Source organism: Jejuia pallidilutea (assembly GCF_002973595.1).
Classification (GTDB): domain Bacteria; phylum Bacteroidota; class Bacteroidia; order Flavobacteriales; family Flavobacteriaceae; genus Jejuia; species Jejuia pallidilutea.
Genome location: NZ_PVEO01000004.1, coordinates 244,069 through 268,772 on the forward strand (window position 1 = coordinate 244,069; position 24,704 = coordinate 268,772).

Below are 24,704 nucleotides of genomic sequence, written 5' to 3' on the forward strand. Positions count from 1 at the left end.
CATAACACCAATTGTTGTAGTAGTATAATTTATAATTCACTTGAAATTTCAACCATTGTTGCTTGCCATAGTAACAGAAAGACCAAAAGAGTGATAGTTTATATTCAATGCTTCATGATTTATATAAAAAAAACCATGTAATTTCTATTATTGTGGATAGTAATATAAACTGTCGAAAAAGCAAATTTTTAGAATGAAAAAGGTTGGAATTTATAGCATACTGTTGGCTCTTTTATTGAATTTTTCTTGTAACCAAAATGAGAAGAAATCTGAGGTTTCGAATGTAGCGTCTTCAAATCAAATTACAGATGAAGAACGTATGGAGTGGTGGCAAGAAGCTCGTTTTGGCATGTTTATTCACTGGGGAATTTATACAAAGTTGGCAGGGTTTTATAACGGAAAGGCACAACCCAATAGTGCGGAGTGGATTATGAACAGAGCTGAAATTCCAATTGCAGAATACGAAAAATTAGCAGAAGACTTCAATCCTACCCAATTCAATGCAAAAGAATTTGTGGGTTTAGCAAAAGAGGCGGGCATGAAATACATGGTAATTACAGCAAAACACCATGACGGATTTTCTATGTTTCATTCTAAAGCTAGCGATTATAACATTGTAGATGCTACGCCCTTTAAACGCGATATTTTAAAAGAATTGGCTAAAGAATGTCAAGAACAAGGCATCAAATTCGGCTTTTATTATTCACAAGCTCAAGATTGGCATCACCCAGGAGGTATGGGCAACCATTGGGATAAAAGTATAAAACGTGTAAGTAGCGATGAATATGTGTATGAAAAAGCATTACCTGAAGTAAAGCAGCTGTTAACAGAATATGGCCCCATTGCCATTTTTTGGTGGGATACGCCTCGAAAAATGACGAAATCTGTTGTAGATAGTTTGCATCATATTACCACAGCATTGCAACCAAGAATTATTACAAACGACCGCTTAGGCGATGATTACCCAGGAGACCATAAAACCTTTGAAAGAAATGGACCAAGATACAAGCCCGAAGCTAAATATTGGGAGTTATGTCAACCAATAAGTGGTAGCTGGGGGTATAGAAGTGATGATGATAATTTCAAATCCATTCCAACGTTAATTAGGAATTTAATAGATCAAGCAAGTAAGGGCGGAAACTATCTGTTAAATGTAAGTCCAACCCACGAAGGTACCTTAAAACAAGAAGCTGTAGAAAGACTAAAAGCTATTGGCCAATGGATGGATAAAAACAGTAAAGCTATTTACGGTACTCAAGCTAGTCCAACTGAAACCATACCAGATTGGGGTAGAATTACCATGAAAACCGAAGATAACAAAGGTTTACTTTATTTACATGTTTACGATTGGAAAGATGGAGCTTCACTACCCATTCGCTTAAACAATCAAGTAGAACAATGTTATCTGTTAACTGACGAATCTAGAAATTTTCAAGCAGAAACTACAGCACAAGGTATCAATGTAAAATTAACGGGTGATGCACCAGATAGTATTGCTTCAGTAATTGTTTTAAAACTGAAAAGTATGCCTAATGCATTACCAATAAAACCACTAGGACAAGATGAAAATGGTGTTGTAGTTTTACCAGCCTACAGAGCACAATACGAGAACTTGCAAGGTCCAGGAGCACAATACAATGAACATCTAGATTGCATTGGCGATTGGGAAAGTGAAACAGCAAGAGTGTATTGGAATTTAGAATTTAATGTGCCTGGAACATATCAGCTGGTAGCTCATTATTCAGCAAAAGAGGCGACAGAAATTTCTGTTTCTATTAACGGAGCGAGTAAAAACATAAAAATATCGGCAAGCGGAACTAATATAAAACGCTTTAAGAAAATTGAATTAGGAACGTTTTCAATTGAAAAAACTGGGAAGCAGGAAGTGTCCATAATGCCAGTAGCAGGAAAATGGAACGCTTTGAATTTAAAAGAGATAAAAATTCAACCTATTAAAAACTAATTTAACACACAACGATGAAGTATATCTTTCTTTTCTTTTTTGGTGTTTTTATGTCATGCAATGCCCAAAACGCCATTTACGATAATTTGAAAGAAGCTCCTGTAAACGGCGGTTTACAAATGGACGATTACTGGGTTTGGGGTAGTTCGGTTATAAAAGGTGATGATGGTAAATACCACATGTATGCCTCTCGATGGCCTAGTTTTTTACCGTTTCACCCTGGATGGATGGTAGCTTCAGAAATTGTGCATGCTATTTCAGATACGCCTGAAGGGCCATACCAGTTTCAAGACGTAGCTTTGGGTAGTCGTGGTACACAATTTTGGGACGGGCGCTCGTGTCACAATCCTAAAATTGTAAAATATAAAGACACTTATATTCTTTATTATATGGGGTCTACTCATCCGTTTGAAGAGATCACTAAAAATAATGTAGAAGATTTTGATTTAAGTAGTAAATGGTGTATCGCCGCACGCTGGAGAAAACGAGTGGGGATTGCAACGTCTAAAAGTCCGTATGGCCCTTGGAAGCGATTAGACGCTCCAATTTTAGATGTTAAACCTGATTCGTATTATAGTTTTTTAACATCCAATCCATCGCCACTAATTAAAGAAGATGGTTCGGTAGTGCTGCTTTTTAAAGGAAGAAGCTATCAAGAAGATGGTATAAAACATAGTGATATGAGCATTGGTGTGGCTACAGCACCGTCGTTTGATGGTGAATATACCGTAGTGGGTACTAAGCCTTTATTTTCTATGGAGCATTTAGGCGAGGTGGAAGACCCTCATTTATGGAGCGATGATGAGGGTTTTCATTTGGTAGCCAAAGACCAACGCGGATTGATAACCGGAGGAAAAGGCGACGGACTTTTAGCGCATTCCAAAGATGGTATTCATTGGGAAGTTGATAAAAACCCTAGAGCCTATACCAAAACAGTACAATGGAATGATGGCAAAACTATAAAACAAGGACAGTTAGAACGTCCGTTTGTTTTTGTTGAAAACGGAAAACCAACGCATATCTTCTTTGCCACTATGGATGGTCCTGGGGGATTTGGTAATGGTACAAAAACTTGGAATATGGTTATTCCATTAAAATAAATAACAATTAATAAAACCAACTAACACTTTATACAAGATGAGTAAAAAAATATTATTATGGTCTATCACTGCAGCATTAGCAGGGTTTCTTTTCGGATTCGACGTTGTGGTTATTTCGGGAGCCGATAAAAAATTACAAGCTATTTGGGAATCTTCCGATTCGTTCCACGGATGGGTGGTTATGGGAGCAGCGCTTTGGGGAACCGTAGTTGGTGCTTTATTTGGAGGTTTACCAACGAATAAATACGGACGTAAAAACACGTTAATTGTTATAGGTATTTTGTTTGCAGTATCTGCTATTGGTTCTGCCTTATCAAACGATCCTTTCGTATTTGCTTTTGCACGTTTTATTGGTGGTTTAGGTGTTGGTGCTTCAACTATTGCAGCGCCTGCTTATATTTCAGAAATAGCGCCAGCTAAAGATAGAGGACGCTTAGTAGCCATGTACCAATTTAATATTGTTTTTGGTATTATGATAGCGTTTTTATCCAATTATCTGTTGAGTGGTATAGGTGAAAATGCATGGCGATGGATGCTTGGTGTAGAAGCTATTCCAGCCGTTTTATATATTTTATTCGCTTTAAAAGTTCCAAAAAGTCCAAGATGGTTATTGTCGCAATCAAGAGAGGCAGAGGCTAGAGAGGTATTAAAAATTATAGAGCCAGATGCTAATGTAGATGACCTAGTAAATGAATTTAATGCACATTCAGATAAAAGTGATAAAACTGAAACTATTTTTATTAAAAAATACAGATTTCCGTTAATGTTGGCATTTTTAATTGCTTTTTTCAATCAATTATCTGGTATCAACGCCTTTTTATATTATGCGCCGCGTATTTTCGAAGAAGCAGGTCTTGGTGAAAGTACAGCGCTTTTAAGTAGTATTGGAATTGGTGTTACAAATCTAATTTTTACATTATTAGGTGTGTTTTTAATTGATAAATTAGGACGAAAAACCCTTATGTATATTGGTTCTGTAGGATATATAGTTTCCTTGGGATTAGTATCAGCAGCCTTCTTTTTAGGATGGACAGGAATGGCAGTACCCATTTTCTTATTTTTATTTATAGCGGCACATGCCGTTGGTCAAGGTGCTGTAATTTGGGTGTTTATTTCTGAAATTTTCCCTAACCATTTAAGGGCATCGGGGCAGGCGTTCGGAAGTTCAACGCATTGGATATTAGCTGCGATAATTCCGTCGTTAATTCCATTTTTGTTCAACCACCCTATGATAGGCCCAGGCGTTGTATTTCTTGTGTTTACGGGTATGATGATATTACAATTATTATTCGTAGCCTTTATGATGCCAGAAACCAAAGGAAAAACTTTAGAAGAATTAGAAGATGTGATGTTGAAAAAATAAACCAGTCATCATTCATGAAGAAAACCATAGCATTCATATTATGTTGTTTTATCTCCATTTCGCTTTTTGCGTCAAAGGTTGATACGCTTATGGTGCATAGTAAATCCATGGATAAAACCATAAAAAATGTAGTGATTACACCCAATTCCTACCCTAAACCAGGAAAGGAGTATTCGGTAGTGTATTTGCTCCATGGGGCTTGGGGCGATTACAAGGCTTGGTTGGACAAAGCGCCAAAAATTAAAGACTATGCCGATGCGTATGATGTAATTTTGGTGTGCCCCGATGGGGATAAATTCAGTTGGTATTTCGATAGTCCTGTGGATGATAGCATGAGGTATGAAACCTATATTTCAAAAGAATTAATAACTAAGATTGATGAAACTTACAATACAAAAGCTGATAAAGATAACCGTGCTATAACAGGATTTAGTATGGGAGGACATGGCGCTTTGTATTTAGCCTTTAAACATCCTGATATTTGGGGAGTTGCGGCCAGTATGAGCGGTGGTGTTGATGTTAGAGGGTTTCCTTTGCAATGGGAACTGTCTAAACGGTTGGGTAAATATGCTGAACATCCAGAAAACTGGGAAAACAATATGGTAATTAACTTAGTGCATTTATTGGATGGAAAGAATTTAAAATTTCTATTTGATTGCGGCATAGACGATTTCTTTTATGATGCCAACGTACGCCTTCATAAAAAACTATTGGCGAGACGAATTCCGCACGATTATATTGAGCGTCCCGGAGGACATACCAATGCGTATTGGGCCAATTCTATAAAATATCATATGTTATATTTTAACGATTTTTTTAATAATTCAAATAATTAATACTAATGAACTTTAAAACAGTTTGTCTTTTTTTACTTATAACTGTACTGTGTTTTTCTTGTAAAAGCAATACAAATGCAAAAAAGCAGGAACAAGGAATTGAAACTCCAAGTCTAGCGAATACACAGCCTAATATCGTGGTGTTGTTATGTGATGATTTGGGTTATGGCGATTTATCATCATTTGGGCACCCAATTATAGAAACCAAAAACCTAGATAAGTTAGCGGAAACGGGAATAAAGCTTACCAGTTTTTATTCTACCGCACCGGTTTGTTCGCCGTCAAGAGCAGGATTGTTAACAGGTAGAAGTCCGAATAAAGCAGGTATTTACGATTTCATTCCAGGGTTGAAAAAGAGTCCCGATAACAGAGATTTGGTACACCTTCAAGCGCATGAAGAAACCATTCCTGCTATGTTAAAATCTGTAGGTTATGCCACATGTTTAGTGGGGAAATGGCACTGTAGTTCTCGATTTAATTCTGACGCGCAACCACAACCAGACGATTTTGGTTTCGACCATTGGATGGCCACTCACAACAATGCAGCACCCAGTCATAAAAACCCCACTAACTTTGTTCGTAATCGTGAAAAAGTGGGCGAAATTGAAGGGTTTAGTAGCCAGATAATCGTTAGTGAAGCTATCGATTGGTTGAACAATAAAAAAGATGATAAGCCATTTTTCTTAGAAGTAACATTCCATGAACCACACGAGCCTATTGCTTCGCCTGAAGATTTGGTTCAAAAATACCTTCCGAAAGCAAAAAATAGAGAGGAAGCCGAATATTTTGCCAACGTTGAAAACGTTGATATCGCCGTTGGACGTTTGGTTGAGTATTTCAAAAAGAATAATATGAACAATACCTTAATTGTATTCAGTTCAGATAATGGTCCGGAAACGCTAATGCGCTACAGCAGAGCGAAGCATTCGTATGGTTCGCCGGGAGCATTGAAAGGAATGAAACTTTGGACTAACGAGGCTGGTTTTAGAGTGCCTGGAATCATTAATTGGATTGGCAAAGATATTCATACAGGAACTACTGATAATGTTGTTTCTGCTTTAGATTACATGCCTACGTTTGCAGAATTATCTGGGGCCAAATTACCGAATAGAAATCTAGATGGTGAGTCGTTTGTACCGCTTTTAGAAAAGGGGGAGTTCAACAGAGAAAAGCCATTAATCTGGGCGTTTTACGATGCTATTAATGAACGCAGAGTAGCCATGCGCAATGGCGATTGGAAAATTTTAGCACGTATTGAAGCCAACGGAGAAACTTTGCCAAAAATACATAATTTGTACGATGGCAATGAAGCATTGGTTAAAAATGCGAAGTTGGTAGACCATGTGTTGTTCAATCTTAAAAATGATATTAACGAGTCCGAAGATTTATCGACACAAAAGCCAGAAGTTTTTGAAGATATGAAACAACTGTTGGAAGTGGAATACAAAAAATTATTGGACGAAAGTCATATTTGGGTTAGAGAAGAATAGGTTTATGTTAAAAAAAGTTTCATTAATACTATGTTGTATTGGCATCTTTTTTATGAAGGATGCCAATGCGCAATTCGTGTTTCCTGAAACCATAGAACGGGAACATCCACGTTTGATTTCTTCTGAAATTAATCGAGAGGAATTGCTACGTCATATAGATCAATCAGAAGATGTAAAGACGTCATATGAAGCCATAAAAAGTAAAGTAGCAAAATATGTCGCCCAATTTAAAAAGGACCCCGATTGGTTGTCGTCGCGTTTCCAAATGTATTGGAAGAGTCATTCTACCGATGTGTTTGTAGATGGTAAGTACTATTCTCACGCTACAGGGAAAGCACCTGTGCCAACGGTTATGTTTACAGGGCAACGTGATTATATAACCGATTACAAAACTCCGAAAGTAGAAGATATAAAACCTTATTGGGAAGATAAAAGAGGACTTTATCTTGAGAATAAAAACACTGGAAAATGGGAGTGGGTGCAACCCAAAGTAACAGGTCGGGTTATTGAAAACATTAACGAAAACATTATGGGAATGGCTCGTGATGCAGCCTTGGTGTATTTTATTGAGCGCGATGCAGATTACGCCAAATTAGCCCACCATTTGTTCGATGTTTATACCCACGGATTGTATTACAGAAAAGAGCCCATTGATTTAAGAAAAGGAAATGAGCAGAATGTAATTGGGTTAACATCCTTTCAAGTCATTAAGGAAAATATAGTAGATGAGTTGGCCGAAACCTACGATTTTTTATATGATTACATTCAAGAAAATCACAAGGACAAAAATCACATTTATACGACCTCATTAAAGAAATTAGCTGAAATTATCATCAAAAATGGGGTGCCAGATAACAACTGGAATTTACATCAAGCCGAAAAAGTCATTAACATCGCTTTGGTTTTGGATAATGATGTGGCTTATGAAGATGGTAAAGGCTGCCAGTATTATTTAAACCGAGTGTTTAACGAATCGGAAGCCAGACAGTGGTCGGTTAACGATGTGTTAGATTATGGCTACGACCATAGCAATGGGGTGTGGAACGAAAGTTCGGGCTATGCGTTGAGCGTAGCAAAAGGGTATACGCATTTGGTAAGAATTATTCAAGACGCTTTAGAAGTAGATATCATGCCCAATATGCCTGTAATATTGAAGGCTGTTGAGGTAATGCCACAATATTTACATCCCAACAAGCATATCGTCGCATATGGCGATTCACATTACGGCGAACTGAAAACCGAACCTTTTTTAGACTTAATCAGCAACGCTCAAAAGTTCAATAAAAGAGCACAAGAAGAAAAGTTTACAGCTTTACTGTATATGCTGAAAGACAAGGAGGAATTATTAAAAGCTACTAAACCTAAAAATGTTTTTAATGATTTACTATACAATACTAAAGTGGAATTAGATGCTAGTATTGAAGCGGCAAATATTTCCGATTATACTTCTGCAACCTTTTATGCTCCTACCGTAAGTTGGTTAAACATGCGAAACGGCATGGATGAAAAAAACGGGTTAATGGTATCTCAAATCGGGGCTTTAGGAAATCATACACATTCCAACGGGATTGCAATGGAACTTTACGGAAAAGGCTATGTGTTGGCCCCAGAGGGCGGACGTGGTTCAAGCTACTACCGTCCCGATTACCGTGAGTACTATTCGCAGTTTCCGGCGCACAATACGGTTTCGGTTAACGGAAAATCGCAGTACAACAAAATGCGCAGTTATTATGCTTTTGAAGTAAACCATGTGTATCCGGCGTCCGAAAGAAAAACAGGATATTACCCTAATATCAACTTTTCGGACTTATATTTTCATGAACCAAGCACCGATGCGGACCAAAATAGGGTGATGGCCATTATAAGAACGGGTGAAACTTCTGGGTATTATATCGATGTTTTTAGGTCGAAAACCAAAGCGGGAGACGATAAGTATCACGATTATTTCTATCATAATTTAGGGCAGAAATTAGATTTTTCAACTATAGAAAATCAATCTATTGATTTAAAACCATCTTCAAAACTGAATTCAAAAGCAGGAAACATTAAAGCTTATGATTATTTTTCAGATGAAACTTCAACAGAAATAGAAAGTCCGTTCAAGGCGACTTACAATTTGTCTATCAACAACGGAAACGTAAAAATGAATATGTGGATGAATGGCAACGAAAACCGTGAGTTGTTCAAAGTAAAAGCACCACATTCCGAAGCCTTTAGAAACATATTGCCTGAAGATATTGAAAAAGCACCACAACTTACTACCGTAGTAAGACAATATGGCGAAGCTTGGAATACCCCTTTTGTGGCGGTTTATGAGCCATCGTCTTTAGATGAACCAGCAACTATCAATTCGGTTGAGACCTTTGCGGTAGATTCAAAATCAAGTGTTGTAGGTTTAAAAATTGATAGTAAAAACAATAGAACGGACTATGTGTTTTCTTCTGATGTTTTTGATGCCCATACATATAACGACATCCGTTTTACAGGCACATTTGGACTGGTAACAGAAGACGATAAGGGAACAACACTCTTTATTGGAGCCGGAAAGGAACTAAACTATAATGGGTATTCCATTGAAATTCTAGGTAAAAAATCGGGTGCTGCTACTTTGGTTACGGGCAAGCAATTGGAGTTAACTTGTAACGATGCTATTTTACTAACCGTACCTGATATTTACAAAAAAGGCGATGTGGTTTTAAACATTGGCTTTAAGCAGTTAAATGGCGGAAGAAAACTTATAAACGGACAAAAAGTGGTACAGTTTAAAGTGCCGCCAACAAATTTTCAGAATATTTCAATCAAACTAAAACAATAAATTAATGAAAATCTTTTTCAAAAAAAGTAGTGTAGCGGTTTTGCTTTTATTGGTTTTAACGAGCTGTAAACAAAATGAACTCATTGAATTAGTTTCACCCGACGCATCGAAAAAAATTGTGTTTATGGATGGCGAAAATCCAAATGATATTTCGTTTTCGGTGTATTACGGTAACCAACAAGTTATTCAAACCTCTGTGTTGGAATTGGTTTCAGAAGAGTTAAATTTTTCAGGAAAAGTATCTGTAGAAAAAGTAGAGAATTCCTCTGAAAATTCTACTTGGAATTCAAGATTTAGTGAGTTGAGCACCATTCCAGACCATTACAATCAAACAAAAATTTACTTAAAACAAGGTGATGCCAAACTCAATGTGATTGCAAGAGCCTACAATGAAGGCGTAGCTTTTTCTTATGAAGTTCCAGAGCAAAACAACATTACCGAAATTGGTTTAAGTGAAAATGTGCACTATAATTTTTCAGAGGATTATCCAGTTTGGTCAACCCCAAAACGTGAAAAAGGCGTGTTAACAGCACAAGGGGAATACAGGAAAATTCCTATTACCAAATTAGAAGAAGGTGCCGAACGTCCGTTATTAATCGAAGTAGGCGATAGCGTAAAAATTGCTTTAGCCGAAGCGCGTTTGGTAGATTATGCCCGAATGAGTTTTAACAAAGGAAATGCTTCAAAATACAGCATTGTGTCTTCACTTGATGGTAAGATAAGTGAACAAAAGCACGATACAATTACTGGTGCCGTAATTGCCGAAAGAAAAATAGAAGGCGCTCAAGTGCATAAAACATTACCGTTTCAATCGCCTTGGCGCGTGGTAATGATGGGCGATAGTTATGGGGAGCTCCTAGAGAATAATTACATCATTCAAAATTTAAACCCGCCATCAGCCATTGATGATTCTTGGGTAGAACCCGGAAAAGTATTGCGTGAAACCACTTTAACCACCCAAGGCGGTTTTGCGGCTATCGATTTTGTAGCAAGCCATAATATGCAATACGTGCATTTTGATGCCGGTTGGTACGGAAACGAAATGGATAATGCTTCTGATGCTACAACGGTAACCTTAGACCCAAAACGTTCTAAAGGTCCTTTTGATATTGAAGCGATTTGTAAATATGCCAAAGAAAAAGGCGTAAAAGTCATGCTGTATATTAACCGAAGAGCTTTAGAAGGTAAAGTAGATGAGGTGTTTCCAGTACTGAAAAAATGGGGTGTTTCAGGTGTAAAATATGGTTTTGTTCGCGTAGGCGACCAAGATGCAACCACTTGGATGCACGAGGCGGTTAAAAAAGCAGCAGAGTATAAACTGGTGATAGATATTCATGATGAATACCGCCCAACAGGTTTTTCAAGAACCTACCCAAATTTATTAACACAAGAAGGTATTCGTGGCGATGAAGAAACCGTGCCAAACGAACATACGTTAATCACCATGTTTACCAGAATGTTAGCTGGAGCAGCTGATAATACGGTATGTTACTATAACAAACGCGTGGATAAAATGGGCTCGCACGCTTCACAATTGGCAAAAACAGTTTGTATTTTTAGTCCATTACAGTTTTTATACTGGTACGATAAAGCCCCTGCAGCGCCAATTAAAGACGACGGACTTTGGGGTGATACTAAAACCATTGGTAACGAACCTGAATTGGAGTTTTTCAATAATGTGCCCACCACTTGGGATGAAACAAAAGTATTGCATGCCGAAATTGCCGAAATTGGTGTGATTGCTCGTAGAGCAGGAAACGACTGGTTTGTGGGAGGCATAAATGGACCAACAGCTCGTCAAGTAAAAGTCGACTTTTCATTTTTAGAAGAAGGTGCAAAATACAAATCTAAAGTGTATACTGATGACGACACGGTGAATACCAGAACTCAAGTGAAAATTGAAGAAATAGAAGTTACAAACGAATCAACATTAAATATCGACCTGAATAGCAATCATGGTTTTGCTATGCACATCACTAAATTATAATTCAAAAAACAAATGAATAGACTAACCTTATTAAAAGCATTATCCGTTTTCCTAGTTGTAGGAGTGGTTTCATGTAAATCGAACGAAGAGAAGAAAGAGGTAGCGAAAGCAGAGAAAAAAGAGTTGCCTAAGGAACGCCCGAACATTATTTTTATGATGTCCGACGACCATGCGTACCAAGCCATTAGTGCCTATAGCAATCATTTGATTGAAACACCAAATATCGACCGTATAGCTGATGAAGGGATAAAATTCACCAATGCCTGTGTGTCTAACTCCATTTGTGCGCCCTCACGTGCCACGATTCTAACGGGTAAACACTGCCACATTCACGGAAAAGTAGATAATGTGTTTCCGTTTGATGAATCGCAAATTACCTTTCCGCAGCTTATGCAACTAGCGGGGTATCAAACGGCCATGTTCGGGAAATTACACTTCGGAAACAATCCTAAAGGTGTAGATGAATTTAAAATTTTACCGGGACAGGGAAGATACTACAACCCTATTTTTAATACTAATGACGGACAAATCACTGTAGAAGGTTACGTAACGGATATTATTATGGACATGACTTTAGAGTGGTTGGAAAACGGAAGGGATAAAACCAAACCATTTATGATGTTCTCTATGCAAAAAGCACCGCACAGAGAGTGGTTGCCAGCGCCTCGTCACTTTAAAGAATACACCAAAAAGACATTTAAGGAGCCAGAAACCTTGTTCGATGATTACGAAGGAAGAGGAACTGCTGCCAAAACTGCCGAAATGAATTTATTGGAGCATATGAATTGGGCAGGCGATTCTAAAATGTACCCTGAAATAATGAAAGAATTGGGTATTGAAGACAAATCAGGTTGGGATATTGAAGCTTTCCACCGCGAAGTTGGTGCTATGAACGAAGAACAGCGCGCCGTTTGGGATTCGGTATACCGCCCAATGATGGAAGAGTTTAAAAAACAATATCCAAAAATGAACGATACCGAATTGATGAAATGGCGTTACCAACGTTACATGCAAGATTATTTAGGATGTATTGCTTCGGTTGATGAAAACGTTGGCCGTTTATTGGATTATTTGGATGAAACAGGTTTGGATGACAATACCATTGTGATTTATACCTCAGACCAAGGGTTTTATTTAGGGGAGCACGGTTGGTTCGATAAGCGTTTTGTGTACGACGAATCGTTTAAAACACCATTGTTAATTAAATGGCCAAATGTTATTGAACCAGGAATTACCAATACAGAGATGGTTCAGAATTTAGATTTCGCTCAAACCATCCTAGAAGCGGCTCATATTGAAGCTCCAGACGATATGCAAGGTGAAAGTTTAATTCCATTGTTATTAGGCAACGATGAAGAATGGACCAGAGATGCGGTGTATTATCACTACTATGAATACCCAGGTATCCACATGGTGAAAAGACATTACGCCATCATTACACAAGATTATAAGTTGGCGCATTTTTACTACGATGTTGATGAATGGGAATTGTACGACCGTAAAAAAGACCCTAATGAAATGACCAATGTAATTGACGACCCAGCCTATGCCGATGTAGTTGTAAAACTGAAAAAGCAACTTAAGGAACTACGCGCTCATTACGGCGATAGCTCAGAATTAGACCAAGAAATTTTAAGAAAATACCTTGAAGCGAAGGATAACCCAGATATTGAAACCGTTCCGCTTCATTAATTAAAAATAAACTCCTCGGGGCTCTGGCCTCGGGGTTTTCATTAAAATGGTCATTCCCGTGGCTACACTAGTAGTAGCTGAAGTAAAAATGGGAAACTAAACTAAAATAGTACATAAGTAAACTTTTATGAAATTTAAAGCCTCAATTTTTTTAGTCCTAATCTTAATGCTAAATGGTACTTTTTTGGCTGCACAACAATCCGGAGACCATCCTAGATTGTTTGCAACAAAAGGAGACCGACAAGCCATTTTGCATAAAATAGAAAATGAAGCTTGGGCGAAAGCCTCTTGGAATAAACTTTTAGAAACTATTGATGTTCATATAAACCGTCATGTTACCGACCCAGAGTGGATGGTATCGCGATTGGCTATGTATTGGAAAGACGGCGAACGTTATACTCAATGCTACATTAAGGGGCAAGATTGGGATTATGGAGAAGGCAATGCACCCGTACCCACGGTAAGGCTTCCCGGTATGCGTAAATGGAACGACTACCTAAACGTGCCTTTAGAGGACAGAACTCCGTATAACGAAACGGGAGATATGTGGGGCATTAGTCGTTCTAGTGGCGATAAAACGCCTGTATTGGTGCCATACAAAGAATCAGGGCATATGATTCGCCAAAACAATATGGAAATTTTAAAATTGGCGGAGAAGTCGGCTTTTGCTTATTTCATTACCCAAGAAGAAAAATACGCTAAGTTTTCGTCCGATATCTTTTGGACATGGATGCTGGGGACGTATTACATGAACCCACCTTTAGATCCAAATGAATCTACTGGAGGTCCCGGAGGTTATAAACCAGGAGGGATTTTAGGCTATTACGATTACGAGGTGATTCACGACGATAGGCAAATACCTATGGCCATCACTTATGATTTTCTTTTTGATTATTTAAATGAGAATCCGCATAAACACTTAAAAGCACTCGACAAAAAACCGGTTGAAGTGGCCGGAGAGGTTTTTAAGAGATTCATTGAAATTGGTTTAGTACGCGGCGGAAAAAAAGGTAATTGGAACGTAAACCGATATAAAAATATTATTGGGAGCATTTTGGCTTTAGAATCTAATGCATTTTATGAGGACGGAAAAGGTCGTGAGTATTACATTCCGTTTTATACTGAAAAATCTGGGGAGCACTATGCAGGCTTACCCGAAATCATGGCGAATTATGATGAGGTAACAGGTTTATGGCCAGAATCTCCGGGGTATGCTTCGGGTATGATTCCCTTTGTGTTAGATATGGGCTTGAAGCTTTATAAGTCTGGCGTGAATACCCTTTCGGGAAATCCGATGATTGCCAAAGCATCGATGGCCAATTTAGGGTGGTTGGATGCGCGTGGCAATTTGGTGGTGTTCGGCGATATGCGCGGAGGGCCTTCTAACATGTCGGCTTTTGAATCGTTGTTAACCTATGCTACTTGGGAGGACGATACTGAAACCTCAAAAAAAATGGCAACGGTAATTCGTAAAAACATAGCTGCGGGTCAGTATGATAGGAATAATTCCGATTGGCAAGGTATTGTTTTCAATCAGCCCTTACCAGAATCAGGAAATGAGTTGCCGTTTCATAAAGCGGCTTATTCAGAGTTCCATAGGCATATGATTTTTAAAAATGGCAATGACGAAAAAAACGGCATGATGTTTACCCTGTATGGAGGGAAGAAAAAATCTCATTTATCTGAAAACGGATTGGCTATGCAGTTTTATGGAAACGCTTGGGCTATGGCACCCGATGCTTCGGCATACGAGTCGTATTGGTCTGATGATGCCGGTTACCACAGGGGTATATTAGGTTCCAATACCATTGTGCCAGGGTATAAATCAGGAGAGATAAAAGTAAATGCCATGGATCCGTGGGTAGATACCACCAAAGGATTTTATAATACTACCGAAACATCTGAACATGTCTCTTTTGCTGATGTGTCAGCGGAAGAAAAAAGACGTTTGGTAGCTATGATTCGTACTTCAGAAACTTCTGGGTATTATGTCGATATTTTTAGGTCCGACCAAAAGAATAACGATTACATCCATCATAACTTAGGAAATTCAATGGTACTGAAAGATGATTTAAATAACACATTGTCTTTGCAAAATGTTAACGATTTGGGTACCGAATATGATAAGAATTATAGCTTCTTCAAAAACCAAAGAAAAGTAAGTTATACAGAAGATTTTAATGCCACTTGGACGGTAAATAATACGCAACCGGCGTTGGTGACCGATATGTGGATGATGGGTCAAGCCAACCGAGAGCTTTATGTGGTTGATGCTCCACCAACAACGTTAAGAGAGGATGTAACTCCCGGGCAGGTGAATAAAAGTCCAGAGAAAACACCAACATTAATCGTGCGCCAAAATGGGATTAATGGAAAAAAACATCCGTTTGTTTCAGTTTTCGAAACGTACGAAACAGGTGAGAAATCTATTGAATCTATTTCTCGAATAGGGCAGTTTGTAGATTTGGTGGGTTTAAAAGTAGCATCGAAAAACAGTATGCAGTTTATTTTAAGCGCTACCGATCAAGCCGTTTATAAGCCTTCAAAAGATTTAAGATTTCAGGGTACGTTTGCTGTGGCTTCCGAAAACAATGGGGTGTTCGAATATTTATATTTAGGAAAAGGAAACTTGGTTCAATATGGAGACTATAAAATAGAAGCCAAAAACGGAACGGTTTCTGCGGAGTTAAAATTCGAAAAAGGTAAATATTATTATTCTTCCGATAAACCCATTTCAATTCAGCTTAAAAATGGAAAGGCAAAAACCTATCCGGCAGGATATCATGTTGAAATTCAGTAAAAATTAAAAATGAAAAAACTTAAAATATATATTGTTTCAGCGCTCTGTTTTTTGGGCTGTATTAATATGACGATAGCTCAGGATTTGGGGCATCCCCGAATTTATATTACCAACAATGCTAAAGACGATTTTTTACAGACGATACAAAACGTAGCTTGGAAAAAAGAGTTAGTTGAAAAGAAAAAAGAGCGACTCGAAAAATATATTAAACTGTGGAAAAACGACCCAGAATGGTTGGTATCGCGTTTGCAAATGAATTGGAAGACCAAGCATGACAAAGTGTTTTTACAGGGAGGAGACTTTTCGCATTCTGAAGGTTCTGCACCGGTGCCAACCGTGAGGTATTCGGGAACGCGGGATTGGGCTACCGATTATAACCGCCCAAAGCTGGAGGACGTAGAGCCCTATTTTGATGATCCTCGTGGTCTTTACTTAGAGCACAAAGAAACGGGCAAAAAGGAATGGATACATCCATCCAAAGGAGGGTTTGCCGTTGAAAAAATTAATGAAGAAATTATGAGTTTAGTGGCCGATGCTGCCTTTTTATATTGGCTTACTGGTGAAAAAACTTATGCAGAATTCGCTGCTCCAGTGTTTTTTACTTATATAGACGGAATGCATCACCGAGAGGCTCCAGTCGATTTAAAAAACTCCAACCAACAAAACATTTCGGGGTTAGCAACCTTTGAGGTAATTCATGAAGGCATCGTAATTCATTTAGTTACTGCTTACGATTTTCTATATAATTATTTTAAATCTGAAAATAGCGATTTATCAAATACAGCATCGGTTTTTCAAAAATGGGCAGATCAAATTATAAAAAATGGTATTCCTGATAATAACTGGAACTTGTTTCAGGCCCGATTTTTAACTTATATCGCTCTGGTTTTAGAAAGTAATACAATGTATGAAAACGGAAAAGGTCGCGAGTATTATTTAGATTATACTTTTAATATTTCAACAGACAGACAAATTGCCGTAAGCGAATCTTTAAATGTGTACGATCTAGAAACTGGTATTTGGCCCGAAAGTCCAACCTATTCGGTACACGTTATTACAACACTTTTAAAAATATTTACCTTACTAGACCACGTCACCAATGATAATGAAATATCTAAATATCCTATTTTAGAAAAAGCGGTATTGGCTTCATTTCAATATTTATTTCCATCAGGATATATGATTGGAGTAGGTGATGGTGGACATAAAATATTACCACCAGAAAATTTCGAACTGTTAATTGCTAATTATAGAAAGTACAACCAAAAGGAAAAAGAAGTATTAATTTCTGGGTTCTTGTCTGAGTTTATTTCAAATAATTTATATGAAAGAAAAGCTAAGGATTTTTTCAATCTATTCTTTTATGTTGATGATATTGTTGACAGTAAAGCCGATTTAAATGCGATTACAACGCCAACGTTTTACGCACCCAACATAAGTATGTTTAACCAAAGAATTGGTCAAGGAAATAATGCGCTTATGCTTTCAACTGTGGGTTCTTACGGGAATCATGCACATGCCAATGGTATATCTATAGAACTGTTTGCTAATAATTATGTGCTTGGGCCAGATTCTGGTAAAGGCCCTAGTTACTGGCATCCAACCTTTAGAAATTATTACGCAAGAATGCCAGCCCATAATACGGTAATTGTAGATGGAACATCTAATTATAACAATATGCGTACGTACCACCCTCTTGCGTTAGATAATTGTTTTCCGGCATCGGGTGAGACTACTATTTTTGATAAGTTAACTTTTTCAAAAGTGTCGTTTGTAGAGCCCGAAACAGTTTCAGATCAGCAACGATTTTCTGCCATAATAAAATCGAACACCGAAAAAGCCTATGTGGTAGATGTGTTTAGATCTCGTAAACAAAAAGGAGGTAAGCAAAAGCACGAATATATATATCGAAATATCGGACAAACTTTGGATGTTTTTGATGTAGCTTCCAACGGTTTAAAGTTTCAAAAAACAAGTGATTTAAGTTCCAAACAAGGAGATTTAATAGGGTATGATTTCTTTTCGGATAAAAAGAAAGCAATGACGTCCAAAGATGTTAATGCCATATTTACGTTAAAAGAAGATGACACACCAAATTCTGTGATGAAGTTATGGATAAAGGGCAGTGAAAATCAAACTATTTATAAGGTTAAATCGCCAAATTCTAATGCTTTAAGTGAAGGGACTGCGCCAAAGTCCATTTTAAAAGACTCGTTACAAACATTAATTGTTAAAAAGGATGAAGCTGCTTGGAATAATCCTTTTGCAGTAGTTTTTAACCCTTATATTGAAGGCGAAGAAAACCCGGTTAAAAATGTGTCGTATACCTCGTTAAAGGATTATCCTCAAACACAAATTATTGATGTGTCATTAGCAGATAACATCACTTCAGATAGAATTATTGTAAATGCATCGGAACTTGATGTTGTAAAAACTAACGAGTTATATCAAAAAGGATTATTATCAATCATCAGAACTTCAAACACTAACGAAACCCTGGAGTTTATGTTTTTATCTGGAGTTAGTAAATTCGATTATAAAAATTGGACAATTATAGCTTCTGGTGAGCCGGTTACAGTGTCTATCGAAAAAGTAGACGAGGGCTATGAAATTCAGAATAATAAACCAGTTACCATTAATATACCTTACACACAAGGTGATACGCGTGCTAAAATTTTGTTGTATGAAAACGGAAAGTTAGTTGCTACTAGAAATGCAGTATTAAATAGAAACAATTCTAATCTCCAATATTTTAAGTTGGAAAAAAACTATGATAAAGTCGTAATAGCCCAGTAAAATAATGAAATTAAAAATTCACCTATTGCTATTAGTTTGCGTTGTAAGTATCGCGAATAGCCAAAAGAAAAATGAAGTTGCTAATGAGTTTGCACACGAACTTGTTTATAAAGTTGTCCATGAGGATACTTTAAAACTTCAAATATATAATCCAACAAATTTTAAGTCCAATAAAAAGTATCCTACTATAGTGTTCTTTTTTGGAGGCGGGTGGAATGGCGGAACCATCTATCAATTTTTAGACCAAGCAAAATATTTTGCATCCCGAGGTATGATTTCTGTTTTGGTAGATTATAGAGTGAAAAATAAACACGGAACTACACCTTTTGAGTCTGTAAAAGATGCCAAATCAGCAATGCGCTTTTTAAAAACTAATGCAGATGAGTACGGTATTAACACTAAAAAAATAGTAGCATCAGGAGGTTCTGCAGGAGGGCATTTGGCAGCCGCAACAACCTTACTTTCTGGGATAAACGAAGATACCGATGATACGTCTATAAGTCCAAAGGCAAATGCTTTAGTGCTTTACAATCCCGTTATAGATAATAGCGAAGAAGGCTATGGATACAAAAGAATTGGAGACCGTTATTTAGAGTTTTCGCCTATGCATAATATTAAAAAAGGAGCTCCGCCAACAATTTTCTTTTTGGGCGATAAAGACAAGTTAATTCCAGTGGTAACAGCCTATAAATTCAAAGAAAAAATGGAAGAAGTGGGTAGCAGGTGCGAAGTTATTATTTATGAAAATCAACAACACGGGTTTTTTAATAAAGGAAAACAAGAGGGTGATAGATGTTATAAAGAAACCACAAGAGCAGCCGATGAATTCTTAGAATCACTAGGATATATCAAAGGAAAACCAACTATTTAATCAATTAAAATGAAAAGAATATTAGTTTTATTTTTAATTACAGTTCTAACATTTTCTTGTAATACAGAAGTGAACACGGTACAAATTTATGTATCAGCACAAGGTTCTGAAGCCAAAACTGGAACCAAAGAACAACCATTTGCTACAATAGCAGACGCGATGCAAAAGGCTACCGAGTTAAAGGCAGAAGATGCAGATGTTAAGATTGTTATCAATGTACTTCCAGGAGATTATCGTTTAAACGAAGCTATTACAATTTCACCTGTGCTAAATGGTTTAACGATTCAAGGCACAAGCGCTACTGAAGTGCATATTAAGGGTTCTAAATTATTAGCCCCTAAATGGGAAAAATATAAAGAAAATATCTACGTGAGTTCTGTCCCTGATGATTTAGAATTTGACCAACTCGTAGTAAACGGTAAAGCGCAAATATTGGCACGATATCCTAACTATAACGAAAATGGACACTATTGGCAAGGGTACGCTGCCGATGCTATTTCAAAAGAGCGATTAGCGTCGTGGGAACAACCCGATGGTGCTTTTTTTCATGCCTTACACCGCGGAAGATGGGGTGGCTATCATTTTAAAATCACTGGAGTAAATGCAGAAGGAGAAGCTATTTTAGAGGGCGGACATCAAAATAACAGAGGTTCAAGATTTCATGATGAATACCGAATGGTTGAAAATGTTTTTGAAGAATTAGATAGTCCCGGAGAATGGTTTTTAGATAAAGACAGTGATAAATTATATTATTGGCCTTCAAACGGGGTGAATTTAGATACAGATGAATTTGAAGTAGCGGTATTAAAAGACTTAATTCAAGTAGAAGGCACATTAGAAAAACCAGTTAAACATGTAACTATAAAAAATATTTCGTTTGAAAATACCCAACGTACTTTCATGGAAGAATACGAACCTTTATTACGTAGCGATTGGACCATGTACAGAGGTGCAGTCCTGTTTTTTGAAGGTACAGAAAACTGTAAAGTGGAAAATAGCGTGTTCACCAATTTAGGAGGCAATGTAATTTTAGCAAGTAAATACAATAAAGGGCTAGAAATTGTGGGTAATCACATTTACGATTGTGGCGCCAGTGCAGTATCATTTGTTGGTGATCCTTCAGCTGTAAGATCACCTTCATTTAATTATGGCGAATTTGTTCCGTATAACGAAATGGATACAATTTCGGGTCCGAAAAACGAATTATTTCCACGTGAATGTTTAGTTGAAAACAACCTAATTTACAGAATAGGAAGAATTGAAAAACAAACAGCAGGTGTGCAAATTTCAATGGCTATGGATATTACCGTACGTCATAATAGTATTTACGATGTGCCACGAGCAGGTATTAATATTGGCGACGGTACTTGGGGCGGACACATTTTAGAGTACAATGATGTATTTAATACCGTTCTAGAAACGAGCGACCATGGCTCTTTTAACTCTTGGGGGCGCGATCGTTTTTGGTTACCAAATCGAAGTAAAATGGATAGCTTAACCACAGCTATTCCAGATATGTACACATGGGATGCCGTAAAAACAACCATTATTAGAAATAACCGTTTTCGTTGCGACCATGGGTGGGATATCGATTTAGATGATGGCTCTTCAAACTACCATATTTATAATAATTTAATGTTGAATAGTGGACTTAAATTGCGTGAAGGATTTAACCGTATTGCCGAAAATAATATTATGGTTAATAATTCACTACACCCACATGTGTGGTTTGCTAATAGTGAAGATGTATTTAAATATAACATTGTTGGGGCTACGTATCAAGATGTTCGTTTGTTGGGTTGGGGAAAAGAATTAGATTATAATTTATTTCCAAACGAAGCCGCTATGATGAAGCCTCAAATTTATGATAGAGATGTAAATAGTGCATATGGCGATCCTATGTTTAAAGATCCAGAGCATTTAGATTTTACAGTTGCTGAAAACTCACCAGCATTAAAATTAGGTTTTAAAAATTTCCCAATGGATAAATTTGGAGTACAAAAACCAGAATTAAAAAAAATAGCTAAAACGCCAGAGGTTCCAACAATTAAAGATCCTTCTAGTACTAAAACCAGTCCGGAAGTAGCATGGTTACGAAACAAGCTAAAGAGTGTTGATTCTCATCAAGAACAATCTGCTTATGGTTTAAATACAGCGGAAGGTGTTATTGTGCTAAGAACTTGGAATGGTAGTCCAGCAGTACAAAATAACGGTATTAAAAAAGGCGATGTAATTTTAGAGGCTAACGGACAAAAAGTGAAAACCATTCAAGATTTTTTCAAAATAAATTCAAAAAATAAATCCAACAAATTAGATGTGGTTATCATGCGTAATCAATCGGAAATGAAAATAACTATTAATACTAAATAAATGAAAATGAAAACTTTAAAAAACATAGTACTATTTGCATTGGTTGTTATAATGGGCACCAATTTAGGGTTTGCACAAAGCTCTAGCACTAAAAAGCTCTCTGATGATGAGCGTATGGCATGGTGGCGCGATTCTAAATTCGGAATGTTTATCCACTGGGGCGCATATTCAATAATTGGGGGCGAGCGCGGAACAAAAATAGCAGGCGGTGGCGCAGAATGGGCCATGGATAAATTAGATTATACCGTTGAGGAATACGAGAAATTCCCAAAAATGTTTAATCCAGTATTATTTGATGCTGATGCGTGGGTAACTATGGCTAAAAATGCTGGCATGAAGTATATTGTTATTACCTCAAAGCATCATGAAGGGTTTTGCTTATGGGATTCAAAAGTAACAGATTACGACATTATGGATACTTCGCCATTTAAGCGCGATATAATAAAGGAATTGGCAGAAGCGTGTAAAAAACAGGGTATTAAGTTTTGTTTTTACTATTCTATTGTAGATTGGCATCATCCGCAAGCGCAAGGAAACTTGTACCCAAATTATAATATAGCACAACATGACGATCCGTCTGTGGTTAATCCAAAATTCCCGAAGTATTTTAAAAATTATATGAAGCCACAGGTTAAAGAATTATTAACCAATTATGGCGATGTTGGCGTGGTTTGGTTTGATGGCGATTGGATTTCAGATTACACTACGGAAATGGGTAAAGAGCTTTACGATTTTATTAGAGATATTCAGCCAAATACCATTGTGAACAACAGAGTTGATAAAGGTAGAAAAGGTATGGAAGGTATGGATGCAGAAGGTAATTTTGCCGGAGATTTTGGAACACCAGAACAAGAAATTCCAGATACAGGAATAGCTGAAGATTGGGAAGCTTGTATGACTATGAACGGAACTTGGGGGTACAAACCAGATGATAACAACTGGAAAAGTAGCGAAGATTTAATTCAAAAATTAGTGGATATTGTTTCTAAAGGTGGAAACTTTTTATTAAACATTGGTCCTGATGGTTACGGTAGATTTCCAGCACAAAGTATTCGTCGTTTAAATGCTATGGGGCAATGGACCAAAAAGAATGGGGAAGCCATTTATGGTGCTTCTGCTAGTCCGTTTGAAAGACCAAAATGGGGACGCTACACCAAAAAAGGAAATGTTATTTATGCTCATGTTTTCGATTGGCCAGAAAGCGGTTTATTAAAGTTGCATAAAGATATTAAGGTGAAAAAAGCTACCTTATTAACTAACCCAGATGTAGCGTTAGAAACATTAGCAACCTCTAGAGAGTTATTGGTTGAAGTTCCAGTTTTAGCACCAGACAATCCTGTATCTGTGGTTAAAATTGAATTAGCTAACTAATACCAAATATGGTATATTAAAGATAAAACAGGCAAATACCCTAGTGGTGTTTGCCTGTTTTAATTTATTATATCTAAAATTAAAAGTAATTGTAGCTTTATATAATCAATTAAATTAAAGACATCGTAAAAATGAATCTATCAAAGAAAATAATAATTGTTACCATAGCCATTATTTTTAATGTTTTGGTTGGGTTTGCTCAATCAAATAACTATGCTAAACCAGACTGGGGAGCGTATACTTCAGAAGGTGGGTTTATTTACGCACATGTTAATCAATGGCCAAAAGACGGTAAATTGGTTATAGATAGAGCAATTAAACCAAGGGAAGCTAGGTTGGTGTCAGATCCTTCAAAAAAATTAAAAATAAAATTAATTGATGGTAATTTAACTGTTTTACTGCCAAAAAACGAACCAGATGTTGAGGTTCCAATTATAAAAATTCAGTTGATACCTAATGATGATTGGGCAAATTTAAAACGGTATAAAAAAGCAAATATGGCACTAAAATCCACAAGAGAAAAAGAAAACAGGGTAGTGTTTATGGGGAATTCTATCACCGAAAGATGGGTAGATTTTCATCCAGAGTTTTTTACCGAAAACAATTATGTTGGTAGAGGTATTAGCGGACAAACGTCGTCGCAAATGCTATTGAGGTTTAAACAAGATGTTATTAATTTAAATCCAGTAGCCGTAGTTATTCATGCAGGAACCAACGATATTGCTGGAAATAGAGGCCTCATAACTGTTCCTGAAATTGCCGATAATATTTTTTCAATGGCCGAATTAGCCAAAGCGAATAACATAAAAGTAATTTTAGCATCTGTGCTTCCTGCTAGTAGTTATTCATGGAGCCCGTCTATAGAACCCATTGAAAAAATTAGCGAACTTAATACGCTAATTGAAGCATATGCCAAAAAGCATAACATTGTGTATCTAGATTACTATTCTAAAATGGTAAATGATGAAAAAGGATTAATAAAAGCCTATGGAAGAGATACAGTGCACCCTAATATTGAAGGGTATGCGATTATGGAACCTTTGGTTATTAAAGCGATACGAAAGGCATTAAAAAAATAAATCTATAGCCCCATAATAACAAAGTGGTTTTTTTTGTATTAAAACTTCATATTCAAATAGTAATAAGTCATAATTTATAAACTATGAACAATGGTTTATAAGGTTTTGAATCTCTAAATTGTAATATTGAAAATACGAATCGAATTTTAAAATTATTACAATAAAAAGATT

At 37.0% G+C, this 24,704-nt stretch carries 14 protein-coding genes; all 14 read left to right on the forward strand.

Annotated features, from left to right (window positions below; all coding sequences use genetic code 11):
• Positions 1-193: 193 nt before the first annotated feature.
• The 14 genes from CLV33_RS08690 (at position 194) to CLV33_RS17690 (ending at position 24,533) form a co-directional block, all read left to right on the forward strand.
• Positions 194-1,963 (forward strand): alpha-L-fucosidase, encoded by a 1,770-nt coding sequence (locus tag CLV33_RS08690; RefSeq protein ID WP_105473575.1) that lies wholly within the window; start codon positions 194-196, stop codon positions 1,961-1,963.
• Between the two features lie 14 nt (positions 1,964-1,977).
• The gene (locus tag CLV33_RS08695; protein ID WP_105473576.1) at positions 1,978-3,063 is read left to right on the forward strand and encodes a glycoside hydrolase family protein; all 1,086 of its coding nucleotides are present in this window, start codon (positions 1,978-1,980) and stop codon (positions 3,061-3,063) included.
• Between the two features lie 37 nt (positions 3,064-3,100).
• A complete protein-coding gene (locus CLV33_RS08700) occupies positions 3,101-4,426 on the forward strand; it encodes a sugar porter family MFS transporter (RefSeq protein WP_105473577.1) in 1,326 nt (441 codons plus the stop codon).
• 14 nt (positions 4,427-4,440) lie between these two features.
• Positions 4,441-5,262: an alpha/beta hydrolase gene (locus tag CLV33_RS08705; RefSeq protein ID WP_105473578.1), complete on the forward strand. Its 822-nt coding sequence runs from the start codon at positions 4,441-4,443 to the stop codon at positions 5,260-5,262.
• A gap of 5 nt (positions 5,263-5,267) precedes the next feature.
• Positions 5,268-6,752, forward strand: a complete 1,485-nt coding sequence (locus CLV33_RS08710) for a sulfatase-like hydrolase/transferase (protein WP_105473579.1) — start codon at positions 5,268-5,270, stop codon at positions 6,750-6,752.
• Between the two features lie 4 nt (positions 6,753-6,756).
• A complete protein-coding gene (locus CLV33_RS08715; protein ID WP_105473580.1) occupies positions 6,757-9,567 on the forward strand; it encodes a heparinase II/III domain-containing protein in 2,811 nt (936 codons plus the stop codon).
• Positions 9,568-9,571: 4 nt separating this feature from the next.
• Entirely contained in the window at positions 9,572-11,554 is a 1,983-nt protein-coding gene (locus CLV33_RS08720) for a glycoside hydrolase family 97 protein (protein WP_105473581.1), read from the forward strand.
• Positions 11,555-11,566: 12 nt separating this feature from the next.
• The gene (locus CLV33_RS08725; protein ID WP_105473582.1) at positions 11,567-13,246 is read left to right on the forward strand and encodes a sulfatase family protein; all 1,680 of its coding nucleotides are present in this window, start codon (positions 11,567-11,569) and stop codon (positions 13,244-13,246) included.
• A gap of 127 nt (positions 13,247-13,373) precedes the next feature.
• Positions 13,374-16,046 (forward strand): hypothetical protein, encoded by a 2,673-nt coding sequence (locus CLV33_RS08730; protein ID WP_146109725.1) that lies wholly within the window; start codon positions 13,374-13,376, stop codon positions 16,044-16,046.
• Positions 16,047-16,055: 9 nt separating this feature from the next.
• On the forward strand, positions 16,056-18,842 hold the full coding sequence (locus CLV33_RS08735; protein WP_211297548.1) for a heparinase II/III domain-containing protein: 2,787 nt from the start codon (positions 16,056-16,058) through the stop codon (positions 18,840-18,842).
• A gap of 4 nt (positions 18,843-18,846) precedes the next feature.
• The gene (locus CLV33_RS08740; RefSeq protein ID WP_105473585.1) at positions 18,847-19,713 is read left to right on the forward strand and encodes an alpha/beta hydrolase; all 867 of its coding nucleotides are present in this window, start codon (positions 18,847-18,849) and stop codon (positions 19,711-19,713) included.
• Positions 19,714-19,722: 9 nt separating this feature from the next.
• Complete coding sequence (locus CLV33_RS08745; RefSeq protein WP_105473586.1) at positions 19,723-22,083, forward strand: PDZ domain-containing protein; 2,361 nt, start codon at positions 19,723-19,725, stop codon at positions 22,081-22,083.
• Positions 22,084-22,089: 6 nt separating this feature from the next.
• Complete coding sequence (locus CLV33_RS08750) at positions 22,090-23,454, forward strand: alpha-L-fucosidase (protein ID WP_105473657.1); 1,365 nt, start codon at positions 22,090-22,092, stop codon at positions 23,452-23,454.
• A gap of 131 nt (positions 23,455-23,585) precedes the next feature.
• Positions 23,586-24,533, forward strand: coding sequence for an SGNH/GDSL hydrolase family protein (locus tag CLV33_RS17690; RefSeq protein ID WP_244906410.1), 948 nt, complete (start codon positions 23,586-23,588; stop codon positions 24,531-24,533).
• Positions 24,534-24,704: the final 171 nt, after the last annotated feature.

Coding starts and splice junctions, on each gene's coding strand:
- CLV33_RS08690 (WP_105473575.1), top strand. CDS start 194: ATGAAAAAGGTTGGAATTTATAGCATACTGTTGGCTCTTTTATTGAAT.
- CLV33_RS08695 (WP_105473576.1), top strand. CDS start 1,978: ATGAAGTATATCTTTCTTTTCTTTTTTGGTGTTTTTATGTCATGCAAT.
- CLV33_RS08700 (WP_105473577.1), top strand. CDS start 3,101: ATGAGTAAAAAAATATTATTATGGTCTATCACTGCAGCATTAGCAGGG.
- CLV33_RS08705 (WP_105473578.1), top strand. CDS start 4,441: ATGAAGAAAACCATAGCATTCATATTATGTTGTTTTATCTCCATTTCG.
- CLV33_RS08710 (WP_105473579.1), top strand. CDS start 5,268: ATGAACTTTAAAACAGTTTGTCTTTTTTTACTTATAACTGTACTGTGT.
- CLV33_RS08715 (WP_105473580.1), top strand. CDS start 6,757: ATGTTAAAAAAAGTTTCATTAATACTATGTTGTATTGGCATCTTTTTT.
- CLV33_RS08720 (WP_105473581.1), top strand. CDS start 9,572: ATGAAAATCTTTTTCAAAAAAAGTAGTGTAGCGGTTTTGCTTTTATTG.
- CLV33_RS08725 (WP_105473582.1), top strand. CDS start 11,567: ATGAATAGACTAACCTTATTAAAAGCATTATCCGTTTTCCTAGTTGTA.
- CLV33_RS08730 (WP_146109725.1), top strand. CDS start 13,374: ATGAAATTTAAAGCCTCAATTTTTTTAGTCCTAATCTTAATGCTAAAT.
- CLV33_RS08735 (WP_211297548.1), top strand. CDS start 16,056: ATGAAAAAACTTAAAATATATATTGTTTCAGCGCTCTGTTTTTTGGGC.
- CLV33_RS08740 (WP_105473585.1), top strand. CDS start 18,847: ATGAAATTAAAAATTCACCTATTGCTATTAGTTTGCGTTGTAAGTATC.
- CLV33_RS08745 (WP_105473586.1), top strand. CDS start 19,723: ATGAAAAGAATATTAGTTTTATTTTTAATTACAGTTCTAACATTTTCT.
- CLV33_RS08750 (WP_105473657.1), top strand. CDS start 22,090: ATGAAAACTTTAAAAAACATAGTACTATTTGCATTGGTTGTTATAATG.
- CLV33_RS17690 (WP_244906410.1), top strand. CDS start 23,586: ATGAATCTATCAAAGAAAATAATAATTGTTACCATAGCCATTATTTTT.